Source organism: Amycolatopsis sp. MtRt-6, from assembly GCF_017308975.1.
In the GTDB taxonomy this organism is placed as follows: Bacteria; Actinomycetota; Actinomycetes; order Mycobacteriales; family Pseudonocardiaceae; genus Amycolatopsis.
On sequence record NZ_JADWPD010000023.1, the window covers coordinates 100,222 to 124,701 of the forward strand.

A 24,480-nucleotide genomic window follows, 5' to 3' on the forward strand; every position below is an offset into this window, starting at 1 on the left:
TGCTGTTCGCCTCGGCACCGGCCGCCACGGCCCGCGCCGCCGAGCCGCCCGCCGCCGGCTACCGCGTGTGTTCCGTCCTCCGCACGATCGCCTGGCTCGGCTGGGTGGCCGGCGGTGACGGGCGCTACCACCCCGTCACCGCCCGCAAGGTCTACTCCGCCGGCGTGGTGTTCCCGGTTCCCGGCACCGGTGCGCTGAGCTCGAGCAACCGGGCTTCGGCGGCACGCAGGTAGCGGTCCAGGGCGGCCTCCGCGGCGTCGAACCGGCCGCGGCGCAGCTCGCGCAGGATCTTCTCGTGGTAGTCCAGGAACGGCTCGTAGAACTCGCGCGTGTTCTCGTTGAGCACGAAGAACAACCGCGTTTCGGCGAGCACCTGGCGCATCGTCGCGGACAGGCGCTCGCTGCCGGCCAGGTCCGCGAGCGCCTGGTGGAAGTGGATGCTCGCGGTGCCGACCGACGGCCAGTCCTCCGCCTCGGCCGCCGCCCGGCCGTCGTGCAGCGCTTTCTCCACCAGCGAGAGATCCACTGTGGACAGTTCGGCCGCGCGGCGCAGGGCACCGCATTCGGTGGCGCGGCGCACGACGTAGAGGTCCTCGATGTCCTCCGTCGTCAGCTCGCGCACGAACACGCCGCGGTTCAGCTCGTGCACGGCCAGCCGTTCGTGAGCCAGCAGCTGGAACGACTCGCGCAGCGTGTTGCGCGAGACGCCGAGCGCCGAGCTGATCACCGGCTCGGACAGCCGTTCACCGGGGGCGAAGACGCCGTCGGTGATGTACTGGCGCAGGATCGCCGCGACCCGCTCGGCCGTGCCGCTGCGCTCGAGCAGGTGCCGCGCGCTCTCCAGTCCCGAGGCATCGACGGTCACGGCACTACCTGACGCCGAGTTCGAAATCGAGGCTGTACCGGTTGCCCGGCATCGCCCCCGCGGCTTTCGCGCCGTCGATCGGCAGCACGACGCCGTTGATGAAACGCGACTCGTCGCTCGCCAGGAACACCACGGCCTTCGCGACCTCCCAGGCCTCGCCGACGCGGGCCGCGGGCGTGCTCGCGACCAGCTGGTGCTGCTTGGTCTCGAACTCCTCCGGCGAGTTGAGCGTGCTGCGCAGCATGTCCGTGTCGATCGCGCCCGGGTTCACCGTGTTGGCGCGGATGCCCTGGTGGGCGTGGGCGACGGCGATGGACTTGGTCAGCCCGACCAGCGCGTGCTTGGTGGCGTTGTACACCGGGTCGCCGGGACGGCCCATCACGCCGCCGTTCGACGACGTCGTGACGATGCTGCCCGCCTTCCGCTCGATCATGTGCGGCAGCACGGCGCGGGTGCCGAGGAAGGCGGCCCGGACGTTGAGCGCGAAGATGTTGTCGAACTCCGCGAGCGTGGTGTCCACAAGGGACTTCCCGAGGTGGATGCCGACGTTGTTGAACAGCACGTCGATGCGGCCGGCCTCGGCGATGACGCCGTCGACGAACGCGCCGACCTGCTCCTCGTCCGTGGCGTCCACAACGGAGTAGCCGGGTATCTCCTCGGCGGGCTCGCGGATGTCGGCGGCGAAGACCGTCGCGCCCTCGGCGAGGAACTCCTTCACCGTGGCGAGGCCGATGCCCCGCGCGCCGCCGAAGACGACCGCAACCTTGCCGGCCAACCGACCCATGTTCACTGCCCCGCTCTCAGTCGTGCTGTCTGCTCTTCGTCCACCGCGTAGTCCCCGGGCAGCCGGACGAGCGCGTCCGGCTCCCCGAGGTACCGCACTTCGACGCCGTACACCTCGCGCGCCGCGGCCACCGAGACGTAACCCTCGACGACATCGGCGAGCACCGCCGCCACCGGCCGCTCGGACGGCGGCCCGTACCCGCCGCCACCGGGCAGCGTGACGTCCACGACGGACTCCGCGGCCAGCGGCACCCGGCTCTTCGCGGGCAGGTCCGCCCCGCCGCGCAGGCCGAAGCGGCCGGGCGTACCGGGCTGTCCGCCGGCCACACCGGACGCCGCGGCGCGTACCCGGTCCACGTTCCCGTTGACGCTCCAGGAAGGCACGCCGAGTGCGCCCATCGTGGTCACCTGTCCGAGTCCGCCGCGGAACCGGCCCGCGCCACCGGAGTCCACGCGCAGTTCGCGCGCGTGCTGGACCAGCGGCGCCATCGTCTCGATGACCTCGGTCGGCGTCGACCGCAGGCCGCTCGGGAACCCGGTGGTCGACAAGCCGTCCTTGTCCGGCCGCGCGCCCATCCCGCCGGTCTGGAAGACGTTGAGCATGAACCCGGGCCCGCGCCAGATGGTCATCCACAACGCGTCCGCGCTGGGCGCGATCGCCGTGGCAGGCAGCGCGCCGATCAGCAACGACGGCAGGAAGTGCCCGATCAGGTGCCGGGACGCGACCGGCGCCGGCGGCAGGCAGTTCAGCACCGAGCCTTCGGGCGCGGTGACGCGCACCGGCCGGAACGACCCGGCGTTGTGCGGGACCTCCGGCGAGATCGCCGCCTTTACGGCGAACGACGCGTACGCCCGCGTGTAGTTGAGCACGACGTTGATCCCCCGGCGGCTCTGCGGCGAGGAACCCGCGAAATCGAGGTGGATCTCGTCACCGTCCACAGTGGCCGTGACGCGCAGGACGATCTCTTCGTCGGCGAAGCCGTCGGTGACGATCTCGTTGGTGTACGTGCCGTCGGGCAGCTCCCGCAGCGCGTCGCGCAACGCCCGCTCCGAACGGTCCATGATCTCGGCGGCGACTTCGACCAGACTGTCCAGGCCGAGCTCGTCCAGCAGCCGCAGCAGGCTCGCCGCGCCGACCTCGTTGCCGGTGACCTGCGCGTACAGGTCGCCGATGGTCTCCTCCGGCGTCCGGACGTTCGCCCGGATCAGCCGTTCGAGATCGGTGTTGACCTCGCCCGCGCGGAGGAACTTCAGGATTGGCAGGCGCAGGCCTTCTTCGAAGACCTCGTGCGCTTCGGCGGACACCAGCCGCCCGCCGATGTCCGGCGCGTGGCAGCAGGACGCGAACCACGCGACCAGCCGGCCGCCGTGGAACACCGGGGTCGCCACCGTGATGTCGTTGATCTGGCCCGCGGTCTGCCACGGGTCGTTGGTGAGCAGCACGTCACCGGGTGCGAGGGTCTCCGGCGGGTACGCCGCGACGAAGTGGTGCATGCCGGTCGCCATCGCGTTGATGTGCCCCGGCGTGCCGCCGACGGACTGGCCGATCATCTCCCCGCGCGAGTCGAACACCGCGCAGGCGAGGTCGAGCGACTCGCGCACGACCGCCGAGAAGGCCGTGTTGACCAGCGCGTTCTGCTGTTCGGCGAGGATCGAGTGGAGGCGGTTGCCGAACAACCCGGCCAGGATCGGGTCGACGCTCACACCGTCACCTCCAGCGCGCCGTCGTCCCGGACGACGCAGTGCGCGCCGGGCGGGACGACCACTGTGGACTCGCGTTCCTCCACGATGGCCGGTCCGTCGACGCGGGTTCCGGATGCCAGCCGGTACCGGTCGAACACGGCCGTGTCGACAAATCCACCAGTCGACGGGAACCAGGCCCGCCGGGTGCCTTTCCGCGCCTCGCCGAAGGAAGCCGAGGTCAGCCGCAGGATCACGGCCGGCTTCGGCCCGCTCGAAACGACCCGCCAGTTCAGGACCTCGACGCCGACCTCGGGCCCGGTGCGCCGGTAGAGCGCGCGGTAGGTGCGGGTGAACTCGCCGATCAGGGTTTCCGGCCAGGGACCATCGTGGACCGGGACGCGGATCTCGTAGCCCTGCCCGGCGTAGCGCATCTCGGCGACGCGGTGGTGCGTCACGTCGTCCACTCCGGACTTGGCGAGCAGCGCCGCGCCCTCGGCCTCCATCTCGGCGAACAACGCGTCGACCTGCGCCCACGCCAGGTCGTGGACGGCCGCGCGCGCCGAGCGCACGAAGTCGAACGCCAGCGGCGCGGTCAGGAACCCGGCCGCGCTCAGCACCCCGGCGGCGGGCGGTGCGACGACCGACGGCGCCCCGAGTGCTCGCGCGACGCCGACGCCGTGCACCGGGCCCGCCCCGCCGAAGGTGTACATCGGCAGCTTCGCCGGGTCGTGCCCGCGCTCGACGGCGTGGACGCGGGCGGCGTTGGCCATGTCCTCGTTGACGCTGGCGTGGATGCCCCAGGCAGCTTCTTCGACACTCACCCCGAGCGGAGCGGCGATCCGCTCGGAGAGCACTGCTCTCGCCGCGTCGGCGTCCAGGCGCATGCTGCCGCCGAGGAAGTAGCCCGGGTCGAGGTAGCCGAGGACGAGGTCGGCGTCGGTGACCGTGGGCTCGGTGCCGCCGCGGCCGTAGCAGACCGGGCCGGGTTCGGACCCGGCCGAATCCGGGCCGACGGTGAGGAGGCCCAGCGCGTCGATGCGGGCGATCGAGCCGCCGCCGACGCCGATCTCGATCATGTCGGTGACCGGCACCCGCACCGGCAGCCCGGACCCGGGCAGCAGCCGGTACTTGCGGTCTGCTTCGAACTCGTGGGTCACCAGCGGCTCGCCCCCGGCGATCAGGCACAGCTTGGCCGTGGTGCCGCCCATGTCGAAGGCCAGCAGGTCCGGCGGGCCCAGCTCCGCGGCCGCCAGTGCTCCGCCCGCCGGGCCGGACTCGAGGATCCGGATCGGGAACCGGGCCGCGGTGTCCACAGTGGCCAGACCGCCGCTGGAGAGCATGATGTGCGGCGCGCGCGGGATCCCCCGCCGGTGCAGCCGCTGTTCGAGATCGCGCAGGTACCGCTCGGTGAGGTCCTGGACGTAGACGTTGGCGACCGTCGTCGACGTGCGCTCGAACTCGCGGATCTCGGGGACGACTTCCGAAGACAGCGCCACCCTCAGTGCGGGCGCGACCTCGGCGAGGATCTCGCCTGCCCGGCGTTCGTGCGCGGGATTGGTGAAGGAGTGCAGGAAGCAGACGGCGACCGCCTCGATCCCCCGCGCGGCCAGCTCGCGGCCGAGCTTCCGCACGTACTCCTCGTCGAGTCCGGTGTGGACGGAACCGTCGGCGAGGATCCGCTCCGGCACGTCGAAGCGCAGGTGCCGCGGCACGAGCGGCGTGGGCAGCTCGATGCCCAGGTCGTACAGCTCGTACCGGTGCTCGCGACGCATCTCCAGGACGTCCCGGAAGCCCGCGGTGGCCAGCAGGGCGGTGCGCGAGCCCGTGCGTTCGATCAGGGCGTTCGTGACCAGCGTCGTCCCGTGCACCACCTGCTCGACGGCGCCGAGGTCCGGCAGCAGCGCGGCCAGGCCCTCCTCGACCGCCCGGGCCGGCTCGTCGTGCGTGGTCAGGACCTTGCCGACGGCGACGATCCCGGTCTCGTCCACCGCGCAGAGATCGGTGAACGTGCCACCGATGTCGACGCCGATCCTCATGTCCGGTACCACCGCGGCGAGGTGTTGAGCGGCGGCTTCAGCTTGGCCTTCACGACCAGCACGTTCGGCTCGTCCGACTCGACGAACTCGCCGAGCAGCCGCCGGAACGCCCGCCCGAAGCCGGAGACGCGGTCGGCGTGCACCCCGAACGAGCGGGCCAGGCCGACGAAGTCCGGGCTGTCCCAGTCGACCCCGCGGTGCGGCAGGCCCTCGCGGTCCTGGTCGTAACGCAGCATCCCGTACCCGCCGTCGTCGACCAGGACGACGGTGACCGGCAGCTGCTCCTGCGCGAGCGTCGCCAGATCGCCGCAGCCGTAGAGGAAACCACCGTCGCCGGTGATGCAGATCGCGCGCCCGGTGCCGGCCGCCGCCGCGCCGAGCGACGCCGGGAAGCCGTAGCCGAGGGTGCCCCAGCCCATCGGGTAGGCGAGCTTGCGCGGCGCCCGCACCCGGTGGAAGCCGCCGACCCAGTACCCGGCGACGCACATGTCCGAGACGAGCACCGCGTCCGTCGGCAGCACTTCGTCCAAAGTGGACAGGAAGTCGTAGGCCTGCGGTTCCTCGTCGCGGACCCGCTGGCGCACGCGCCGGCCGATGCCGGCCAGCCGCAGCGTGATGTCGTCGAGCCCGTCCCGCTGTTTCGGCAGCAGCCGTTCGACGATCGAGCGCGCGTCGCCGACCAGCGTCAGGTCGGGCCGGTAGTTCTTGGCGGCGTCGTCGGCGTCGACGTTGACCGCGATCAGCCGCGGCGGCTTGGGCATCCGCCAGTTCTGCGTCATCAGGCCGTCGAAGTCGGTGCCGATGGCGAGCACGACGTCGGCTTCGTCCCACAGCTCGCCGACCTCCGGCGTGTGCACCGGGTTCGGCGCCAGGCACGGGTGGTCGAGCGGGAGCAGGCCGCGGGCGGCGAACGTGGTGATCACCGGCGCGGCGAGCTTCTCGGCGAGGGCGCCGATCGCCTCACCGGCACCCGAGCGCAACGCGCCGCCGCCGGCCCAGATCAGCGGGTGGTGCGCGTCCGACAGCATCGCCTCGGCGCGCGCGAGATCGGGGACGTCGACGTCGGGCTTGCGGTGCGGGGCGGGCGGACGGCGGCGGGGCACCTGCTGGCGCAGGTAGTCGGTCGGCACGCCGAGGTAGACCGGGCCGCTCTGCGGGAGCTGCGCGAGCCGGGCGGCGCGGTGGACGGTGGTGCCGATCTGGTCGGGGGCCCGCACGGTGAAGCCGCCCTTGGTGACCGGCGCGAACATCGCCTGCTGGTCGGACGTCTCGTGCAGCACGCCGCGGACGACGCCGGGCCGCCGCAGCGTCGAGGGGATGTCGGTGGCGATGACCAGCACGGGCGCCGCGGACGCCATGGCTTCGCCGACCGCGCCGAGGGTGTTGGCCGCGCCCGGGCCGGTGGTGACCAGCGCGACGCCGAGCTTGCCGGTGGCGCGGGCGTAGCCGTCGGCGGCGTACCCGGCGGTCTGTTCGTGGCGAACGCCGACCAGCTTGATGCGGGCTTCACCGAGCGCCTCCCACAGTGGCAGGTTGTGCACCCCCGGAAGGCCGAAGACGATCTCCGTTCCGAGCGCTTCCAGCGCGTCCACCAGCTCCCGAGCACCACTCACAGCCACGGCTCGGATACTGCCAGATCGTTCAACGATCGGGCAATCAGCCCCTAGACGATGTTGTGCTCGGCACTCGCCGTTCCGGTCGCGAACCGGCGGACGTCGAGCCCGGTGATGTCCACCGCGGGCGGTCGGCCCAGGTAGAGGTCGCGGATCAGCTCGCCGGTGGCCGGGCCCATCTGGAAGCCGTGGCCCGAGAAGCCGGTCGCGTAGAAGAACCGCGACAGCAGGATGCTTTCCCCGATGATCTGGTTGCGGTCCGGCGTCGTCTCGTACAGCCCGGCCCAGGCTGTCCGGATGCCGGCGTCGAGCACGGCGGGGATCCGGCGGCCCGCCAGCTCGGCCAGCCGCGGCAGCCACTCGCCCGCCTCGTACCGCGTGTCGAAGCCCGGGACGCCGTCGCCGTCGGAGAACGACATCGCCAGGCCGGGGCCTTCACGGTGGAAGTAGAAGGCCGACGGCATCTCGATGGTGAGCGGAACCGATTCCGGCAGCCCGGGCACCGGCCCGGTGAACGCGACCTGCCGCCGGAACGGCCGCACCGGCAGGTCCAGCCCGGCCAGCTCGCCGATCCGGCCCGACCACGCGCCGGCCGCGCACACCACCGCGCCGGTCCGGACGAACCCCGCCGTCGTGCGGACGCCGGTCAGCGCGTCGCCGTCGCGCTCGATCCCGGTGACCTCGACACCGGTCCGCAGCTTCGCGCCGTGCGCGCGGGCGGCCCGCGCGTAGCCCTGGACGACGGCGTCCGGCGTCGCCTTGGCGTCGTCCGGCGACCACAGCGCGGCCACGACGCCGTCGGTCTCGACGAGCGGGAGCACCTTCTTCGCCTCGCCCGCGTCGAGCAGCCGGCTGCGGACGCCGTGCTCGCGCTGCAGCTCGGCGCAGTGTTCGAAGGCGGGGACGTCGGCGGGGTCGGTGACGAGGTAGAGGTAGCCGTCGCGGCGGAAGTCGATCTCGGTGCCGAAGTCGCGCGAGAAAGCGCTGTACGCGGCCAGCCCGCGCAGGCCGAGCTCGACGTTCACGGGGCTGGTGAACGACGACCGGATGCCGCCCGCGGCCTTCGCCGTCGAGCCGCCGCCCAGCTCGCCGCGGTCGAGCAGCAGCACGTCCACGCCGGCCTCGGCGAGCCGGAACGCGCAGCTGACGCCGATCACGCCCCCGCCGATCACCACGCATTCGGCCATCGGAGGCAAGGACGTTTCCCCTGCGCCGCGGGCGGTCATACTCGCCAGAGTAGAACGTGATCCACCGGCGGCCGCCGAGCGCGTAGAGTCGGCGTGCCGAGCTCGAGAGGTGATGTCCCATGGCGATGATGCCCGTGACCGATTCGATGTTCCTCCTCGTCGAAACGCGCGAGCATCCGATGCACGTGGGCGGTCTGCAGCTGTTCAAGAAACCCGACGGCGCCGGCCCGGAGTACCTGCGCGACTTCCGCACTTCGCTGCTCGAATCGGACAACATGCGCTCGGTGTTCCGGCGCCGCCCGGCCCGGCCGGTGAACACGATGGGCCACGTGGCCTGGGCGAACGACACCGATCTCGAACTCGACTACCACTTCCGGCACTCGGCGTTGCCGCGGCCGGGCCGCATCCGCGAGCTGCTGGAGCTGACCGGCCGCTGGCACAGCACCCTGCTCGACCGGCACCGCCCGCTCTGGGAGACGCACCTCGTCGAGGGGCTCGCCGACGGCCGGTTCGCCGTCTACACCAAGGTCCACCACGCGCTGATGGACGGCGTCTCCGCGCTGCGGCAGCTGCAGGGCACGCTGTCGGACGATCCGGCGGACCTGGACTGCCCGCCGTGGTGGGGCACCCGGCGCAAGCCCGGCGACGAACGCGCGAAGCGGCCCCGGTCGCTGTTCGGGACGGCCAGGAAGACCGCGAACCAGCTCGCCGGCCTGGCGCCCGCCGCGATGAAGGTGGCGCGCGAGGCGTTCGGCGAACACACCCTGACCCTGCCGGGGCAGGCGCCGAAGACGATGCTCAACGTGCCGATCGGCGGCGCGCGGCGGTTCGCGGCCCAGTCGTGGTCGCTGGACCGCGTCCGGCAGGTGGCGACCGCGGCCGGGGTGTCGCGCAACGACGTCGTGCTCGCGATGTGCGCGGGCGCGCTGCGCGACTACCTCATCGAGCAGCGCGCGCTGCCGGACGCGCCGCTCATCGCGATGGTGCCGGTGTCGCTGCGCCGCCAGAACGACCCCGGCGAGGCCGCGGGCAACAACATCGGCGCGCTGCTGTGCAACCTGGCCACCGACCTGCCGGACGCGGGCAAGCGGCTCGTCACGATCCACCAGTCGATGCGCAACGGCAAGCGGCTGTTCTCGGAGCTGACGCCATTGCAGACGCTGCTGCTCTCGGCGGTGAACGTCGCGCAGCTCGGCGTCTCGCCGATCCCGGGCATCGTCAAGAACACGCGGCCGCCGTTCAACCTGGTGATCTCGAACGTCCCCGGCCCGCGCAAGCAGATGTACTGGAACGGCGCCCAGCTCGACGGCATCTACCCGGCGTCGGTGCTGCTCGACGGCCAGGCCGTGAACATCACGCTGACGAGCAACGGCGACAACCTCGACTTCGGCGTCACCGGGTGCCGCCGCAGCGTCCCGCACCTGCAGCGGATCCTGAGCCACCTCGACACCGCCCTGGTGGAGCTCGAAGCCGCGGTCCGGTAGCCCGCTCACCGGCTCCGCCATCGGGAGGAATCCCGCCGGGCTCGCTGGTCAGTCCGCTCCGCGCGCTCCTAGGGTGGCGACGATCACCCCGGAGAGAGGAGCAGGGCATGACCGAGGAGTGGACGACCCCGGACTTCGTCGAGTACGAAACCCCGATGGAGGTCACCGCCTACGCGGCCCGCATGGCGGACTGACGGATGCCGGTCGAGCCACTGCCGGAAAGCGCCTTCATCGAGGCGCTGCGCGGTCTTTCCGGCCGGTACTGGGGAACGCACCCGTTCCACCGCCGGCTGCACGCGGGCGAGCTCGACGAGCGCGCGCTGCGGATCTGGGCGGCGAACCGCTGGTACTACCAGTGCGTACTGCCGCAGAAGGACGCGGCGATCATCAGCAACTGCCCGCTGCCGGAGGTCCGCCGCCAGTGGCTCGACCGGATCGTCTACCACGACGGCACGAGCGCCGGGACCGGCGGCATCGAACGCTGGCTGCGGCTCTGCACGTCCGTCGGATTGTCCCGCGACGAGGTTCTCGACGAACGGCACGTCGCTCCCGGCGTCCGGTTCGCGGTGGACGCCTACGTAACTTTCGCGCGCACGAAGCCGTGGCAGGAGGCCGTCGCGTCCGGGCTGACCGAGATGTTCGCCGGGCACCTGATGCAGCAGCGAGTGGCGGACATGCTCGCGCACTACGCGTGGATCGCCCGCGAGGACCTCGCCTACTTCACCAACCGGATCGACAAGGTCGCCGGCGAGGGCAAGGACACGCTCGACATCGTGGTCCGCCACTGCGTCACGCGCGAGCAGCAGGACCGCGCGATCGCGGCGCTGGCGTTCAAGTGCGACGTCCTGTGGTCGATGCTCGACGCGATCGAGCGGGCGGCCGCGTGATCACCGCCGAGTCCGTTCCGCAGCTGCGTCGCGGCGTGCGGCTGTCCTTCGACCACGTCCGGGAGACGCACGTGCTGCTGTTCCCCGAAGGCGTCCTGGTGCCGAACGCCACCGCGACCGCGATCCTCGAGCTCTGCGACGGCACCCGGTCCGTCACCGAAATCACGACGGCGCTTTCCCGGCGGTATTCGGGCGTGGTCGCGCAGGACGTCCTTTCCGTGCTGGCGCGGCTGGGCGAACGGCGGGTCGTCGCATGGACGTGAGCCCGCCGCTGGGCCTGCTGGCCGAGCTGACCCACCGCTGTCCGCTGCACTGCCCGTACTGCTCGAACCCGGTGGAACTGACCGCCCGCGCCGCCGAACTGTCCACTGAGGACTGGCTGTCGGTGCTGACCCAGGCTCGCGAACTGGGTGTGCTGCAGGTGCACCTGTCCGGCGGCGAGCCGTTGCTGCGGCCGGACCTGCCCGCACTGGTCGCGCACGCGCACGGGCTCGGCTGCTACGTCAACCTGGTCACCTCGGGGCTCGGCCTGACGGCTTCGCGGCTCGACGACCTCGTTTCGCGCGGCCTGGCGCACGTCCAGCTGTCGGCACAGGGCGCGACCCGCGAGCGGGCCGATCTGCTGGCCGGCGCGAAGGCGCACGACCGGAAGCTCGCCGCGGCCGCGGTGGTGAAGGAGGCCGGGCTGCCGCTGTCGCTGAACGTGGTGCTGCACCGGCGCAACCACGACCAGCTCGCCGGGATCATCGAGCTGGCCGAGCGGATGGGCGCCGACCGGCTGGAGCTGGCGAACACACAGTATTACGGCTGGGCGTTGCGCAACCGGGACGCGCTGATGCCGACGGCCGAGCAGCTCGCGGCGGCGGAGCCGGTGGTGCGGGCGGCGGTGGCCCGGCTGCGCGGGACGATGGAGATCGTCTACGTCGTCGCCGACTACCACGAGCCGTACCCGAAACCGTGCATGTACGGCTGGGGCGCGCGGCAGCTGACGGTGGCGCCGGACGGGACCGTGCTGCCGTGCCCGGCGGCGTCGGCGATCTCGACGCTTTCGCTGTCTTCGGTGCGCGACACGCCGCTCGCCGAGATCTGGTACCGGTCGTCGTCGTTCAACGCTTATCGAGGCGAGGAGTGGATGACCGAACCGTGTCGCACGTGCGACCGCCGCGGCCTCGACTTCGGGGGCTGCCGCTGCCAGGCGTTCCTGCTCACCGGCGACGCCGCGGCGACGGACCCGGTGTGCTCGCGGTCGCCCGAGCGTGGCGTGGTCGACCTGGTCCTGTCGCGGCCGCCGGTGACCGATCTGGTCATGCGCCGGTGAAGGTGATCCTGCTCGGCACCGCGGCGGGCGGCGGGTGTCCACAGTGGAACTGCGCGTGCTCGTTGTGCACGGCCGGACTGCCGCCGCGCACACAGGACTGCGTCGCGATCAGCGCGGACGGCGCCGGCTGGTACCTACTGAACTGTTCACCGGACATCCGGGCGCAGATCCTCGGGACGCCGGAGCTGCGGGCCGGGCCGGGGCCGCGGGAGATCCCGCTGCGCGGGGTGCTGCTGACGGACGCGGAACTCGACCACACGCTGGGCCTGCCGATGTTGCGCGAGTCGGGCGGGCTCCCGGTGTGGGCGCCGCCGGCGGTGCTGTCGGCGCTGTCGCCGTTGTCTTCCATTGTGGACAGTTACGGCAGGTGGACGTGGTCGTCTTCCGTGGACATCCCGGGCTTGCGCGTCGAGGTGCTACCGGTGAGCGACAAGCGGCCGAAGTACACTGTGGAGTCCGGCGGGCCGTGGGTGGTCGCGTACCGGATCACGGACCCGGCGACGGGCGGGGTGCTGGTGTACGCGCCGTGCCTGCGGAGCCGGCCCGCCGGGTTCGACGCGTTCGTGGCGGACGCGTCCCTCGTGTTGCTGGACGGGACGTTCTTCGCGCCGGACGAGATGGCCGGCGTCGGCGGGCCGGACCAGCTCGCGATGGGCCACCTGCCGATCACGGCGAGCCTGCCCCGGGTCGCCGGGCGACCCTGGGCGTTCACCCACGTGAACAACACGAACCCGGCGCTGGACCCGGCGTCACCCGAGCACGCGGCGGTGCTGGCGGCCGGCGCGTCACTGCCGCCGGACGGGACGCGCTACACGCTGTGAGGACTCCCGGGCCCACCCGCACGACGCCGGTCAGCCCGGGCCGGCCTACCGGGACGTCAGATCGCGGTGGCCGTCGAGCCGCCACCAGTTCTCCAGCGTCTCGCGCAGCGCCTTCAGCAGCTCGCCGCCGATCTCCAGCGGGACCAGCGCCGCCTTGCCGTCGTCGATCCGCAGTGCGGCGGCCAGCCGGTCGCCTTGCTCGACCAGGCCGACGACCACCCGCGTCGGCTGCCCGGTGACGTCGACGGTCGGGATGGCTCGTTCGTACCGCCAGCCTTCAGCGTTCACCCGGCCGACAGTGGCACAGCTTCTCCCGCGGCGGTCCGGGTTTCACCCGCACGTGTGGTCAGGCGGGTGCCCAGGGCCGCACTTCCTCCAGCAGCTTCGCGACGGCCAGCACGAGGTCGTCCGAGTGCCGCGGCCCGACGATCTGCAGGCCGACCGGCAGTCCGGCCGACGTGCGCCCGGCCGGCACGCTGATCGCCGGCTGCTGAGTCAGGTTGAACGGGTACGTGAACGGCGTCCACTCCGGCCACTCGCTGAGCCCGCTGCCCGGCGGCACGTCGTGCCCGGCCTCGAACGCCGCGATCGGCAGGGTCGGCGTGATCAGCACGTCGTAGCGCGTGTGGAACTCGCCCATCAGGATGCCCAGCGCGGCGCGCTCGGCGGTCGCGTCGAGGTAGTCGCCCGCCGTCCACTTCCGGCCGAGCTCCCACACCTTGCGCAGGCCGGGGTCGGTCCGCTGCTCGGACCCCGGCGGGAACGTGTCCAGCAGCTTCGCCGCCCCCGACGACCACAGGACGTCGAACGCCGGCTTCGGGTCGGCGAACCCGGGGTCGGTCTCCTCGATGTGCAGGCCGGCGTCGCCCAGCGCGCGGACCGCCTCCGCGACGATCGCGGCCACCTCGGGGTCGACGTCGACATAGCCGAGCGTCGGCGAGAACGCGGCGATCAGGCCACGCACGTCACGCCGGACGGCCTCGCGGAACGACCCCGTCGGCGGCGCCAGCGCGGCCGGGTCCCGGTGGTCGGGCAGCGAAAGGACGTCCAGCAGCAACGCGGTGTCGTCCACCGAGCGCGCCATCGGGCCGGCGTGCGAGAGCGGGCCGAACGGGCTCGCCGGGTAGAGCGGGATGCGGCCGTGGGTCGGCTTCAGCCCGACGATGCCGCAGAACGACGCCGGGATCCGCACCGAGCCGCCGCCGTCGGTGCCGACCGACAGCTCGCCCATCCCGGCCGCGACGGCCGCGGCGCTGCCGCCGCTCGACCCGCCCGCCGTCTTCGCCGGGTCGGCCGGGTTGCGCGTGATGCCGCACAGCGGGCTGTCGGTGACGCCCTTCCAGCCGATCTCCGGCGTGGTCGTCTTGCCCAGCAGCACCAGGCCGGCCTCGCGCATCCGCGCGGCGACCGGGCTGTCGACGTCCCACGGCTGGTCCGGGCTGATGCTCTTCGAGCCCCGCACGGTCGGCCAGCCCTGGGTGAGGAACATGTCCTTGATCGACGACGGCACGCCGTCGAGCCACCCGATCGGGTTGCCGTCGCGCCAGCGGACCTCGGACGCCTTCGCCTGTTCCAGCGCGCGGTCGGCGTCGACGAGGCAGTAGGCGTTGCACTCGCCGTCGCGGGCTTCGATGGCCTGCAGCGCGTTCTGCGTCGCCTCGACCGGCGAAAGCTCACCGGTCGCGTAGGCGGCGACGAGCTCGCTGGCGGTCAGCATCCTGTCGTTCATCCGGCTCCCTGGTTCCCCGACGGCACGTAACCGAGCGTCTTGTCCACGACATTGCGCAGCGGCTCCCCAGCGCGCCAGCGGCGGAAGTTTTCGGTGAACACCTCGACCAGCGTGTTCCGCCAGCCGACGAAGTCGCCGGACATGTGCGGCGAGATCAGCACGTCCGGCAGCGTCCACAGCGGGCTGTCGGCCGGCAGCGGCTCGGTGTCGAAGACGTCGAGCGCGGCGCCGGCGATGGCCTTGCTTTCCAGCGCTTCCACGAGATCCGACGTCACCACCAGCTCGCCACGGCCCACGTTGACGAACCGCGCCGACGGTTTCATCGCGGCGAACGCGCGCGCGTCGAACAGGCCCTTGGTCTGCTCGGTCAGCGGCGCGACCGCGACGACGTAGTCGGCGTGCGGCAGGACCTCGGTGAGCCGCGCGGACTCGTGCACCACGCCGAAGTCGGGGTCGCCGGTGCGCTCCCGGCGGCCGGCGCCGCGCACCCGCATCCCGGCCGCGCGCAGCAGCCGCGCGATGGCCCGGCCGATCGGCCCGGTGCCGACGACCAGCACCTCGCGCCCGGCGATCCGCTCGCTCTCGCGGTGCAGCCAGCGGCCTTCGCGCTGCAGGTCGTGCGAGCGCGCGAAGTCCTTCGCGAAGGCGAGCACGACGCCCAGCACGTACTCCGCGATGGCGTCGTCGAAGACTCCTCGCGAGTTCGTCAGGACGACGTCGCTCTCGCGCAGCCCGGGGAACAGCACGGGGTCGACGCCCGCGCTGGCGATGTGCAGCCAGCGCAACCGGCCGGCCGCGTGCCACGCCTGGGGAACGGCCGTCGACAGGAAGTCGTAGACGAAGAGGGCGTCCGCTCCGGACAACGCTTCGGCGAGGCCCGCCGCGTCCGTGTAACGCACGACCGCCCCGGATTCGACAGCACGCATGTCCGGTGGGCGGGACTCGCCGCAGAGCACTGCCAGGACGGGGAGTTCCCGGGTTTCCGAGGCGATCACGTTGACACGGTAAAAGTCACTCGTATGATTGTCAACAATCCGAGGAACGACCCCCGGAGCACCGGACTGTCAAGTTCAGACGTATTCCGGAGGCTGAGCCTTGGATTTCGACTTCCTGGCGTTCGAGGGCCCGCTCGCCCAGCGCGGCATCGGCGTCATCGCCCCCTTCGACCTGGCGCTGGAGCGCGAGCTCTGGCGCTGGGTGCCGATGGAGGTGTCCCTCCACCTCGCCCGCACGCCGTACGAGCCCGTGCCGGTCAGCATGGAGATGGCCCGCCTGGTCAGCGACAGCCACCACCTGGCCGGCGCGACCCGCGACGTGCTGCACGTCGAGCCCGAGGTCGTCGCCTACCTCTGCACGTCGGGCAGCTTCGTCAACGGCGTCGACTACGAGCGCTCGCTGACCAAGGCGATCTGCGACGCCGGCGCGCCGGACGCCGTCACCACCTCGGGCGCGCTGGCCGAAGTGCTGCACCAGCTCGACCTCCACCGCGTCTCGGTGCTCACGCCGTACGACGCCGACCTGACCCAGGCCCTGCACGCGTTCCTCGCCGAGCTGGACGTCGCCACCGTGGCCAGCGACCACCTCGGGCTGGGCGGCGGCATCTGGAAGGTCAGCTACCGGACCATCGCCGAGCGCATCCTCGCCGCCGACCACGGCGACGCCGAAGCGATCTTCGTCAGCTGCACCAACCTCCCCACCTACGACCTGATCGAGCCGCTGGAAGCCGCGCTCGGCAAGCCGGTGCTCACCGCCAACCAGCTGACGATGTGGGCGTGCCTGCGCCGGATGAACCTCCCCATCGTCGGACCCGGGAGGTGGCTCCGTGACGTGTCGTGAAGGTTTTCCTTGACCAACCCTCTAGGATTGTCGACAATTTGCGTCCCCTCCGGAGGTTCCGTGACCACCATCGGTTTCATCTACCCCGACCACGCGGCCGAAGACGACTACCCGCTGGCCGAGCAGCTGCTCGGCGGCACGGCCGTCGACGAGGGCGACATCCGGCTGGCGGTCGAGCACATCTACGGCACCGACAAGCACGCCGTGGCCGAGCTGCTGGACCTCGGCAGCGAAGCCCGGCTCGCCGACGGCGCCGCCCTCCTCGCGAAGCACGAGCCGGCCGCGGTCATCTGGGCGTGCACCAGCGGCAGCTTCGTCTACGGCTGGGAGGGCGCCCGCAACCAGGCCGACCGCCTCGCCGCGGTCGCCGGAGTCCCGGCCTCCAGTACGTCTTTCGCGTTCGTGCACGCCGCACGCGCGTTGGACGTTCGACGCGTCGCCGTCGCCGCCAGCTACCCGGACGACATCGCCCGGCTGTTCGCGGACTTCCTCGGGGCCGGCGGCATCGAGGTCGTCTCGATGGCCAGCGCCGACATCATCACCGCGGCCGAGGTGGGCGCGATGAGCCCGGAGGCCGTCGTCGAGCTCGCCGTGAGCCACGACCACCCGGACGCGCAGGCGGTACTCGTGCCGGACACCGCCATGCGCACCCTCGGCGAGATCAACGCCGTGGAGGCCGCGCTCGGCAAGCCCGTGCTGACGGCCAACCAGGTGACGGTCTGGGAGGGCCTGCGCCTGACCGGCCAGCAGCGGCTCGTCCGCTCGCTCGGCGCGCTTTTCCGGCACCTGCCGGGCGGGAGCGCTTGAGATGGCCCTGCCACCGGGCATGCTGCCCGAGATCGAGCCGGTGAGCCGCGAGTCGACGGCCGCCGTCATCGCCCGCCAGCTGCGTGACGCGATCATGACGGGCGCCCTCCCGCCGGGAACGCAGCTCGGCGAGACCGAGCTGGCCGCGCGGTTCCAGGTGTCACGCGGGCCGCTCCGGGAAGCCATGCAGCACCTGGTGTCCGAAGGGCTGCTGCGCAGCGAAAGACATCGTGGGCTGTTCGTGATCGACCTCGAGCCGGGCGACGTCTACGACATCTACGCGGCCAGGTCCGCGATCGAGCGAGCCGCCATGCTGCGCGCCCTCCGCGGCGGCGACCGCGACCGCATCGCGGACGTGCTCGAGCAGACCGTCGCCGAGATGGCGACGGCGGCGAGCGAGGACGACCCCAGCGCGCTTTCCACCGCCGACCTGAAGTTCCACGAGGCGCTGATCAACGCCTCCGGCAGCAAGCGGCTGGTGCGGATGGCCCGGACGCTGCTGATCGAGACGCGGATGTGCCTGACGGCGTTGCAGAGCACGTACCAGCGCGTCGAGGAGCGGGTGGAGGAGCACACGAAGCTGATCCAGGCCCTGCGTGCCGGCGACGAGGAGACGGCGCTGACGTTGCTGGAGGCGCATATGGAGGACGCGGTGCAGCGGCTCGCGCCGGGCACGAGCCTGACGGACGGGCAGGCCCCGCCGGTGCCGGGAAACGCGTGACGGGAGGGTCGACACGCGTGATTGCGGGGTCGACACGGCTCGCCGGGGGCGGGGGGGGGTTGCGGGGGCGTCGTCAGGCTTGCAGGCGGTAGCCGATGCCGGGGATCGTCCGGACCACCGGTGGGTCGCCGAGCTTGCGGCGCAGGGTCATGATCGTCACCCGGACCGCGTTGGTGAACGGGTCGATGTTCTCGTCCCAGGCCTGTTCCAGCAGGCTCTCCGCGCTGACCACGCCGCCTTCCGCGCGCATCAGCACCTCGAGCACCGCGAACTCCTTGCGGGACAACGAGATGTGCCGGTCGCCGCGGGTCACCTGGTGCAGCGGGATGTTCAGCTCGATGCCCGCCACCCGCATCACCGGCGGGACCGCCGCGCGGGCCCGGCGGCCGAGCGCCTGGACCCGCGCCAGGAGCTCGTCCCAGGCGAACGGCTTCGTCAGGTAGTCGTCCGCGCCGAGCGCGAGGCCGTGCACCCGTTCGGGTACCTCGCGGGCCGCGGTCAGCATGATCACCCGTGTCTCGCCGCCCTCGGCCACGACGGCGCGGCACACGTCGTCGCCGTGCACGCCGGGCAGGTCGCGGTCGAGGACCACGACGTCGTAGCGGTTCACCGCCAGGCGTTCCAGGGCGTCCGCGCCGTCGAAGCACAGGTCCACGGCCATCGACGCTTCGCGGAGGCCCTCCGCGACGGCCTCCGCGAGCATCACTTCGTCCTCGATCACGAGTACGCGCACCCGATCATTGTGCCAGCGCGCGGATAAGACCGCCATAAGCGCCGGCCGCGGAAGCGATTTCTTCCATTTCTTCCCGCCTCGCCGCAATGCTGCTAAGAACCGCCGATCTGGAAGTCCTATCTTCCATTTCTTAGCAACGCGGAAATTCCGCGACATTCTTTCCAGTGTTCGGGCCAAATGCGACACCGGGAGGGACGGAAATGACCTTGAAAGAGCGGGTTTCCTCGATCGGCAGGGCGGCGAAGATCTCCTTCGCAGCGCTAGCGCTGGTGGGCGGCTTCGCCTCCGCGGCACCGGCGACCGCCAACGCGGCGCCCGCCGCCATCCAGTCGGCGGACGGCGTCCAGGCCTCGTGGAGCTGTACCTACACGCTGGGCTACTACCGCGCCGACGCGTACTGCAACATCTACTCCGGTGCCATCCGCCTGCGGTCCTACTGCTCGGGCTACGGCTACATCGCCACCGGGTACTTCCAGAACGGCTACGTGCACCTTTCGACCGACTGCTACCCGTACCAGCGCACCGGTTCCTGGATCGACTCGATCGGCTGACCCCCGGTCGGACCACGGGCCCGTGACCAATCCCCCTGGTCACGGGCCCTTCCGGCGAATTGAGGACGAAATGACCTTGCAGAAGCGGATCTCCTCGATCGGCAGGACGGCGAAGCTCTCGATCACCGCCCTCGCGCTCGCGGGCGGCCTCGCCGCCGTGGCACCGGCGACCGCGGCGGCGGCACCGGCCGCGATCCAGGCGGTGCACAGCGTCCAGGCCTCCTGGATCTGCAACTACACGACGTTGGGCCCCAGCCGTGTCGCCCTGACCTGCACCGTCTATTCGGGCGCCATCCGGCTGCGCATCCAGTGCCCGGACGGCCGCGTGATCGGCACCCCGTGGTGGGGCGCCGGATCCTGGTACCTGGTGATCGACTGCTCCCCGGTGGCGACCTGGGTCGAGACCCGCGGCTGATCCGCCGGGCCCGTGACCGCCCCTCGGTCACGGGCCCGGGCTCGTTCTCACGTACTGGCCAATGCCTCCGTCGGTGTCAGCCGGGTGGCCCGCACCGCGGGGTAGACCCCGGCCAGCACGCCCACCGCGGCCGCCGCCCCGGCACCACCGGCGAGCACCGCGGGCGGCAGGACGGTGGGCCAGCCCTGGGCCGCCGAGTACCCGGCCGTCACCGCGACGCCGACGAGCAGGCCGAGCGCGCCGCCGAGCCCGGCGAGCAGCACCGACTCCGCGAGGAACTGGCCGCCGATGTGGCCCCGGGTCGCACCGAGCGCCCGCCGCAGGCCGATCTCGCGCCGCCGCTCCAGCACCGAGATGACCATCGTGTTGGCCACGCCGATGCCGCCGACCAGCAGCGCGATCGCGCCCAGCCCGAGGAACAGCGCCGAATACGCGCGCTCCACGAACCGCTGCGCGGTCAGCACCTCCGACGGCCTGCTCACCAGGACCTGGTTGGGGTGCAACGGGTTCACGGTCCGGCCGAGCACCGACTTCACCGTGTCCACGGCCGGCGAGTCCGCCCGCAGGTAGATGAACCCCGGACTGCCGTCGAACCCGAGCAGCCGCTCGGCGACGGGCCAGCCGACCAGCACCGAGTTGTCGATCTCCGGCGCGAGCGGCAGCGCGTCCAGCACCCCGGCGACCGAGAACCAGCGGTCCTTGATCCACACCAGCCGTCCCGGCTCGGCGGCCAGCAGTTCCGCGGCGCGGGCGCCGAGCACGGTCACCGGCAGCTCAGCGGTCGACGAGGTGAGGAACGTCCCGGTCCGCACCGTGCCGTGCAGCACCGGCAGCAGGTCGAGTTTCGCCGCGCTCACCCGGATCCCGCCGGTCCGGTCGGCCGGCACGTGGTCGGTCCGGCGCACCGTCGCCGACGTCGTCCCGGTCGCGCTGACCGACTGCACGGGCGGGATCCGCCGGATCATGGCCGGCGCCGACGCGGGCAGCTTCGCGTCGGTTCCCGCCGCCACATCGCGTCCCGGCGCCACGGTGAGCAGGTTCGGGCCCAGCGCTTCGAGCTCGGTCCGCAGTGCCGCCTGGTTGGACGCCGGGATCCCCACGACGGCGATCAGCGCGGCGATGCCGATCGCGATGCCCAGCGCCGCGAGCGCCGTTCGCATCGGGCGGGTGCGCAGGCCGACCGTGCCGAGTCCCAGCAGTTCGCGCGGGCCCAAGCGAACCGGTTCGGGTGGTTCAGGCATCCCGCACCCCCGAGTCGTACCGGAGCTCGCCGTCGAGCATCTCGACCCGCCGCGGCAGCGCGGCGGCGATCGCCAGGTCGTGCGTGATCAGCGCGATCGTCGTCCCCGCCGCGTTGAGCTCGCGCAGCAGGGCGAGCACGTCCGCGCCGACCGCCGAATCGAGGTTGCCGGTCGGCTCGTCGGCGAGCACGAGCATCGGGCGGTTGACCATCGCGCGCGCGATCGCCACCCGCTGCTGCTCGCCACCGGACAGCTCGCTCGGCAAGTGGTCCGCCCGCCGGGAGAGGCCGACGCCGGCGAGCGCGCGGTCGGCCGCGGCCCGGCGGCGCCGGGGCGGGACACCGCGGTACACCTGGGCGGCCATGACGTTCTCCCGCGCGGTCATCCCCGGCATCAGGTGGAACTGCTGGAAAACGAACCCGATCCAGCCAGCGCGCAACGCGGCCAGCCGCCGGTCGGCCAGCTTCGCGGTGTCCTGGCCGCCGACGAGCACCCGGCCGGTGCTCGGCCGGTCGAGCGTGCCCATCAGGTGGAGCATGGTCGACTTGCCCGAGCCGGACGGCCCGACGATGGCGATCAGCTCCCCTTCCCCGACCCGCAGCGAGACGTCCCGCAGTGCCGCGACACCGCCGCCGTAGACCTTCGTGACACCTTCGAGTTCCAATACGGCGCTCACGACGCGGTCACCACCCGCATGCCCGCGGCCAGGCCGCGACCGGACACCTCGACCTTGCCGTCGGCGAACAGGCCCAGCTCAACCGGGATCAGCCGCCGCGAAGCGCCTTCGATCACCTCGAGCGCGTAGCCCCCTTCGCGGGGCGCGAGCAACGCCTCGACCGGTACCACCAGCACGCCGGCGCGCTTCTCGCCGTCGAACCCGACGTCGACCGAGGCCCCTTCGGCCAGGTTCGCCCGGGAGTCGTCCGGCGCGATGGTGACGTCGTACTTCGTGGTCTTGCCGCCGGACTTGTCGTCGGCCGACTTCGCCGTGATCGCGCGGATCGTGCCGGGCGTGTCGTGGCTGCCGGCCGTCTCGATCCGGACCTTGGCGTCCACGGCCGCGTGGCCGCGCTGTGCCTCCTCGAGCTCGACGGTCACCAGCCGCTCGGTACCGCCGACGGTCAGCACCTCGCCGGCGGCGGGCGCGCCCAGCTGCGCGGACACCGTGGCGACGCGCACCGCCGCGGGCATGACGACGACGTCGCCCAGGGCGATCCGGCCGGTCTGCTCGACCCGCAGCGCCTTCTGCCAGCGTTTCAGCGCGGCTGTCGTCGACGCGCCGAACGTGCCGGTCTTGTCGGCCGTGCGATAGCCCAGTGCGGCGAGGTTCTCCCGCAGGATCCGCACATCCGGCCCCTCCGCGCCTTCCGCGAGGTCGCGGTAGGCCGGCGTCCGTCCGAAAAGGACGATCACCGGCTTGGCGTCCACGGCGTAGAGGGGACGGCCACGGTCGATCACCGCGCCCGGGTCGGGCAGCCAGGTCAGCGTCCCCGGCCGCGCCGAGGTGACCGGGCGGCCGGGGCCGTAGCCGACCTTGCCGGTCACCGTGATCCGGTCGACCAGGTCGGTCTTGACCACCTCGGCCGTCGCCGGGGCGGCCGGCGTCTTCGGCGCTTCCGTGCGGCCCTTGACCGACCACCGGGTGAAACCGACCACGCCCGCCGTGGCGAGCACCGCGACGGCGACCGCGGCGAGCCCGGCCCGTCTCCGGCGACGCCGCCGGGCGACGCCGGGGCCCGCCGTCATTTCGTCGGCCGGACGACCGACGCGCCGCCCGCCACCTGCGCGCACTTGTCGTACTTGGCGCGCACGGCGGGATCGTTGATGTCCACGCCGTCCGGGATCGGCTCGACGACGGCGCCGGGCTGCGCCTGGTACCCGCCGGTGTTCGGATCCGGGTCCGGGAACGCGATTCCCTGGTCACGCATGCACTTCGCGAACTTGCGGCCCTGCTCCAGCGCCTCCGGGCTCAGCGGCTGGGGCTTCCCGCCGTCGGGTAGGTGCTTGCCGCATTTCGCCATCGCCTCCTGCTGTTTGCGCTGCTGCTCCGGCGACTGCGTGCCCTGCGTCACCGTGCCGCTTCCGATTTCACCGAGCTGCGTCCCCGGTTCGGCCCCGTTCTCCTTCATGCATTTCGTGAACGGGTCTTCGGCGCCGTTCTGGGCCGCGCCGGACGTGCCGGTCGCCGACGTCGTGGGCACCGACGCGACGTCCCGGCCGGCGTCGGCCGGGCCGCACGCCGTCACGGTCAGCGCGGCGGCCAGCACCGCGAAGATCATTCGGCTTTTCGCGCTCATGGTCTGTACCTCCCCGGGTTTTCCGTGTCCAGGAAAAGGTGTACCCGGCGGGTGATCTCCCGGTCGTAAGCGTTGGTCCTTATGCCCGGCTTACGGCCGATTTCGTCAGACTGGGAGCCATGGTCCGCCGATTCTCCGTGAAAACCAGGTTCGCGATCGTCTTCGCCGGGCTGCTGCTGGTCAGCGGCACGGTTCTGCTCGGGCTCAATTTCCTGCTCGTGCGCGGCGCGCTGCCCGGGCAGGCGAGCCAGAATTCCGCCGATCAGACGACCACCCCGGGCGAGAGCGTCGACCTCGGCGGACCTCGGGCGACCGGCGGGCTCAGCTCCGAAGTCGTGCAGCGCAACATCGAGCAGTACCGGGCCGACATGCTGAACACGCTCCTGGTGCAGTCCGGGATCGCGCTCGCCGCCACCGCGGTCCTCGCACTCGGGCTCGGCTGGGTGGCCGCGCACCGGCTGCTGCGCCCGGTCCACCGGGTGACGGCCACCGCGCGGCAGCTCGGCGCGGACAGTCTCGACGAGCGCATCCGCATGCCCGGCCCGCGCGACGAGCTGACCGAGCTCGCCGACACCTTCGACGAGATGCTCGACCGGCTGGCCGGATCGTTCGACAGCCAGCGCCGGTTCGTCGCCAACGCGTCGCACGAGCTGCGTACCCCGCTGGCCACGCAGCGGACGATGGTCGAGGTCGCGATGGCCAAGATGCCCGCCGACGCGCCCGCCCGGCGCTTGTGCGAGCGGCTGCTGACGGTGAACGCGCGCAGCGAGGAGCTCATCGACGGGCTGCTGGTGCTCGCGAGCAGCGACCGCGGCCTCCGGGACCGCACCGACGTCCGGCTCGACGAGGTCGTCGCCCAAGCCGTGCTGCAACACCGGGTTTCCGCCGAGGAGCGGGGCATCACGCTCGGCACCGAGCTCGTGCCGCGGACCGTGCGCGGCGACCGGTTGCTGCTCGACCGGCTCGTGACCAACCTGATCGACAACGCGATCAAGTACAACCGCCCGGGCGGCTCGGTCCGCGTCCGTGTGGCCGCCGAACCCGCGCTGACGGTGACCAACACCGGCCGGGCGGTGCCCGCCGACGCGATTCCCGCGCTGTTCGAGCCGTTCCGCCAGCTGCGGGAGGACCGGACGGGCCGGGGGCCCGGCGTCGGGCTCGGGCTGTCGATCGTCGCGTCGATCGTGCGCGCGCACAGCGGCACGATCCAGGCCGTGCCGGGTGACGACGGCGGCCTGGCGGTGACGATCGGATTGCGGTCGTGAACGGCAACCCCGGCTCGGCGGGCCGGCAGCCCCGCTCGGACGCGCACGCGACAGGATGACAACGTCGACGTTTCTCGACAAGACGTAGCACGCTGTTCCGCGAATTCGAAGAAAAGGAAGCGTTTCCTTCCGGAAGAACGTCGCATGGCCGGTTGCTGCTCCTTTCGCCCGCACCCACTGCCACCCTTCGACGCAGCATGTGCCGCAT

At 72.1% G+C, this 24,480-nt stretch carries 26 protein-coding genes; 12 read left to right on the forward strand and 14 right to left on the reverse strand.

All coding sequences use genetic code 11. The annotated features are described in order from the left end of the window. Positions 1-151: 151 nt before the first annotated feature. The 6 genes from I4Q55_RS32680 to I4Q55_RS32705 are packed head-to-tail and all read right to left on the reverse strand — an operon-like array spanning position 152 to position 8,206. The gene (locus I4Q55_RS32680) at positions 152-865 is read right to left on the reverse strand and encodes a GntR family transcriptional regulator (RefSeq protein WP_206793340.1); all 714 of its coding nucleotides are present in this window, start codon (positions 863-865) and stop codon (positions 152-154) included. 4 nt (positions 866-869) lie between these two features. Then, complete coding sequence (locus tag I4Q55_RS32685) at positions 870-1,649, reverse strand: SDR family NAD(P)-dependent oxidoreductase (RefSeq protein ID WP_206793342.1); 780 nt, start codon at positions 1,647-1,649, stop codon at positions 870-872. Positions 1,650-1,651: 2 nt separating this feature from the next. After that, positions 1,652-3,352 carry a hydantoinase B/oxoprolinase family protein gene (locus I4Q55_RS32690; RefSeq protein WP_206793344.1) on the reverse strand — a complete coding sequence of 567 codons (1,701 nt, stop codon included), beginning with the start codon at positions 3,350-3,352 and terminating at the stop codon, positions 1,652-1,654. Beyond that, positions 3,349-5,367 (reverse strand): hydantoinase/oxoprolinase family protein, encoded by a 2,019-nt coding sequence (locus tag I4Q55_RS32695; RefSeq protein ID WP_206793346.1) that lies wholly within the window; start codon positions 5,365-5,367, stop codon positions 3,349-3,351. The genes I4Q55_RS32690 and I4Q55_RS32695 overlap by 4 nt, the downstream gene beginning before the upstream one ends. After that, positions 5,364-6,986 (reverse strand): thiamine pyrophosphate-binding protein, encoded by a 1,623-nt coding sequence (locus I4Q55_RS32700; RefSeq protein ID WP_307793369.1) that lies wholly within the window; start codon positions 6,984-6,986, stop codon positions 5,364-5,366. The genes I4Q55_RS32695 and I4Q55_RS32700 overlap by 4 nt, the downstream gene beginning before the upstream one ends. A 44-nt stretch (positions 6,987-7,030) precedes the next feature. Continuing rightward, positions 7,031-8,206: an FAD-binding oxidoreductase gene (locus I4Q55_RS32705; RefSeq protein ID WP_206793348.1), complete on the reverse strand. Its 1,176-nt coding sequence runs from the start codon at positions 8,204-8,206 to the stop codon at positions 7,031-7,033. Positions 8,207-8,286: 80 nt separating this feature from the next. Here I4Q55_RS32705 and I4Q55_RS32710 point away from each other — a divergent pair, with 80 nt between their 5' ends. From I4Q55_RS32710 to pqqB, 6 genes are all read left to right on the forward strand, one after another. Next, on the forward strand, positions 8,287-9,651 hold the full coding sequence (locus I4Q55_RS32710) for a wax ester/triacylglycerol synthase family O-acyltransferase (RefSeq protein ID WP_206793350.1): 1,365 nt from the start codon (positions 8,287-8,289) through the stop codon (positions 9,649-9,651). Positions 9,652-9,758: 107 nt separating this feature from the next. Continuing rightward, on the forward strand, positions 9,759-9,845 hold the full coding sequence (pqqA, locus tag I4Q55_RS32715; protein WP_043776987.1) for a pyrroloquinoline quinone precursor peptide PqqA: 87 nt from the start codon (positions 9,759-9,761) through the stop codon (positions 9,843-9,845). A gap of 3 nt (positions 9,846-9,848) precedes the next feature. Next, complete coding sequence (gene pqqC, locus I4Q55_RS32720; protein ID WP_206793352.1) at positions 9,849-10,538, forward strand: pyrroloquinoline-quinone synthase PqqC; 690 nt, start codon at positions 9,849-9,851, stop codon at positions 10,536-10,538. Continuing rightward, on the forward strand, positions 10,535-10,801 hold the full coding sequence (gene pqqD, locus I4Q55_RS32725) for a pyrroloquinoline quinone biosynthesis peptide chaperone PqqD (RefSeq protein WP_206793354.1): 267 nt from the start codon (positions 10,535-10,537) through the stop codon (positions 10,799-10,801). Before pqqC ends, pqqD begins: the two co-directional genes overlap by 4 nt. Further along, the gene (gene pqqE, locus I4Q55_RS32730) at positions 10,792-11,856 is read left to right on the forward strand and encodes a pyrroloquinoline quinone biosynthesis protein PqqE (protein ID WP_206793356.1); all 1,065 of its coding nucleotides are present in this window, start codon (positions 10,792-10,794) and stop codon (positions 11,854-11,856) included. Before pqqD ends, pqqE begins: the two co-directional genes overlap by 10 nt. Beyond that, entirely contained in the window at positions 11,853-12,677 is an 825-nt protein-coding gene (gene pqqB, locus I4Q55_RS32735) for a pyrroloquinoline quinone biosynthesis protein PqqB (protein WP_206793358.1), read from the forward strand. The genes pqqE and pqqB overlap by 4 nt, the downstream gene beginning before the upstream one ends. Positions 12,678-12,722: 45 nt before the next feature. On the opposite strand, the gene I4Q55_RS32740 is transcribed toward pqqB, so the two are convergent. The 3 genes from I4Q55_RS32740 to I4Q55_RS32750 are packed head-to-tail and all read right to left on the reverse strand — an operon-like array spanning position 12,723 to position 15,401. Then, the gene (locus tag I4Q55_RS32740) at positions 12,723-12,965 is read right to left on the reverse strand and encodes a hypothetical protein (RefSeq protein WP_206793360.1); all 243 of its coding nucleotides are present in this window, start codon (positions 12,963-12,965) and stop codon (positions 12,723-12,725) included. Positions 12,966-13,023: 58 nt separating this feature from the next. Then, entirely contained in the window at positions 13,024-14,406 is a 1,383-nt protein-coding gene (locus I4Q55_RS32745) for an amidase (protein ID WP_206793362.1), read from the reverse strand. After that, a complete protein-coding gene (locus tag I4Q55_RS32750; protein WP_206793364.1) occupies positions 14,403-15,401 on the reverse strand; it encodes a D-2-hydroxyacid dehydrogenase in 999 nt (332 codons plus the stop codon). The genes I4Q55_RS32745 and I4Q55_RS32750 overlap by 4 nt, the downstream gene beginning before the upstream one ends. A 100-nt stretch (positions 15,402-15,501) precedes the next feature. On the opposite strand from I4Q55_RS32750, the gene I4Q55_RS32755 reads away from it, so the two are divergent. Genes I4Q55_RS32755 through I4Q55_RS32765 form a run of 3 tightly spaced genes read left to right on the forward strand, consistent with a single transcriptional unit; the run spans position 15,502 to position 17,770 of the window. Beyond that, complete coding sequence (locus I4Q55_RS32755; RefSeq protein WP_206793366.1) at positions 15,502-16,242, forward strand: Asp/Glu/hydantoin racemase; 741 nt, start codon at positions 15,502-15,504, stop codon at positions 16,240-16,242. Between the two features lie 60 nt (positions 16,243-16,302). Further along, positions 16,303-17,049 (forward strand): maleate cis-trans isomerase, encoded by a 747-nt coding sequence (locus I4Q55_RS32760; RefSeq protein ID WP_206793368.1) that lies wholly within the window; start codon positions 16,303-16,305, stop codon positions 17,047-17,049. A gap of 1 nt (position 17,050) precedes the next feature. After that, positions 17,051-17,770 (forward strand): GntR family transcriptional regulator, encoded by a 720-nt coding sequence (locus I4Q55_RS32765; RefSeq protein ID WP_206793370.1) that lies wholly within the window; start codon positions 17,051-17,053, stop codon positions 17,768-17,770. 73 nt (positions 17,771-17,843) lie between these two features. Here I4Q55_RS32765 and I4Q55_RS32770 read toward each other — a convergent pair whose 3' ends face one another. Next, positions 17,844-18,503 carry a response regulator transcription factor gene (locus I4Q55_RS32770; protein WP_091317515.1) on the reverse strand — a complete coding sequence of 220 codons (660 nt, stop codon included), beginning with the start codon at positions 18,501-18,503 and terminating at the stop codon, positions 17,844-17,846. 200 nt (positions 18,504-18,703) lie between these two features. Between I4Q55_RS32770 and I4Q55_RS32775 the strand changes: the two genes are divergently transcribed. Both I4Q55_RS32775 and I4Q55_RS32780 read left to right on the forward strand, forming a co-directional pair. Further along, positions 18,704-19,054, forward strand: a complete 351-nt coding sequence (locus I4Q55_RS32775; RefSeq protein WP_206793372.1) for a hypothetical protein — start codon at positions 18,704-18,706, stop codon at positions 19,052-19,054. A 70-nt stretch (positions 19,055-19,124) separates the two neighbouring features. Further along, on the forward strand, positions 19,125-19,469 hold the full coding sequence (locus I4Q55_RS32780) for a hypothetical protein (RefSeq protein WP_206793374.1): 345 nt from the start codon (positions 19,125-19,127) through the stop codon (positions 19,467-19,469). A gap of 47 nt (positions 19,470-19,516) precedes the next feature. Here the strand turns inward: I4Q55_RS32780 and I4Q55_RS32785 are convergent, their stop codons facing one another. Genes I4Q55_RS32785 through I4Q55_RS32800 form a run of 4 tightly spaced genes read right to left on the reverse strand, consistent with a single transcriptional unit; the run spans position 19,517 to position 23,007 of the window. Then, positions 19,517-20,710: an ABC transporter permease gene (locus I4Q55_RS32785; protein WP_242547192.1), complete on the reverse strand. Its 1,194-nt coding sequence runs from the start codon at positions 20,708-20,710 to the stop codon at positions 19,517-19,519. Continuing rightward, positions 20,703-21,386, reverse strand: coding sequence for an ABC transporter ATP-binding protein (locus tag I4Q55_RS32790; protein ID WP_206793376.1), 684 nt, complete (start codon positions 21,384-21,386; stop codon positions 20,703-20,705). The genes I4Q55_RS32785 and I4Q55_RS32790 overlap by 8 nt, the downstream gene beginning before the upstream one ends. Then, entirely contained in the window at positions 21,383-22,456 is a 1,074-nt protein-coding gene (locus I4Q55_RS32795; RefSeq protein WP_206793378.1) for a peptidoglycan-binding protein, read from the reverse strand. Before I4Q55_RS32795 ends, I4Q55_RS32790 begins: the two co-directional genes overlap by 4 nt. Beyond that, positions 22,453-23,007 (reverse strand): hypothetical protein, encoded by a 555-nt coding sequence (locus I4Q55_RS32800; RefSeq protein WP_206793380.1) that lies wholly within the window; start codon positions 23,005-23,007, stop codon positions 22,453-22,455. Before I4Q55_RS32800 ends, I4Q55_RS32795 begins: the two co-directional genes overlap by 4 nt. 137 nt (positions 23,008-23,144) lie before the next feature. On the opposite strand from I4Q55_RS32800, the gene I4Q55_RS32805 reads away from it, so the two are divergent. After that, positions 23,145-24,272 carry a HAMP domain-containing sensor histidine kinase gene (locus tag I4Q55_RS32805; RefSeq protein WP_307793370.1) on the forward strand — a complete coding sequence of 376 codons (1,128 nt, stop codon included), beginning with the start codon at positions 23,145-23,147 and terminating at the stop codon, positions 24,270-24,272. Positions 24,273-24,480 lie beyond the last annotated feature (208 nt).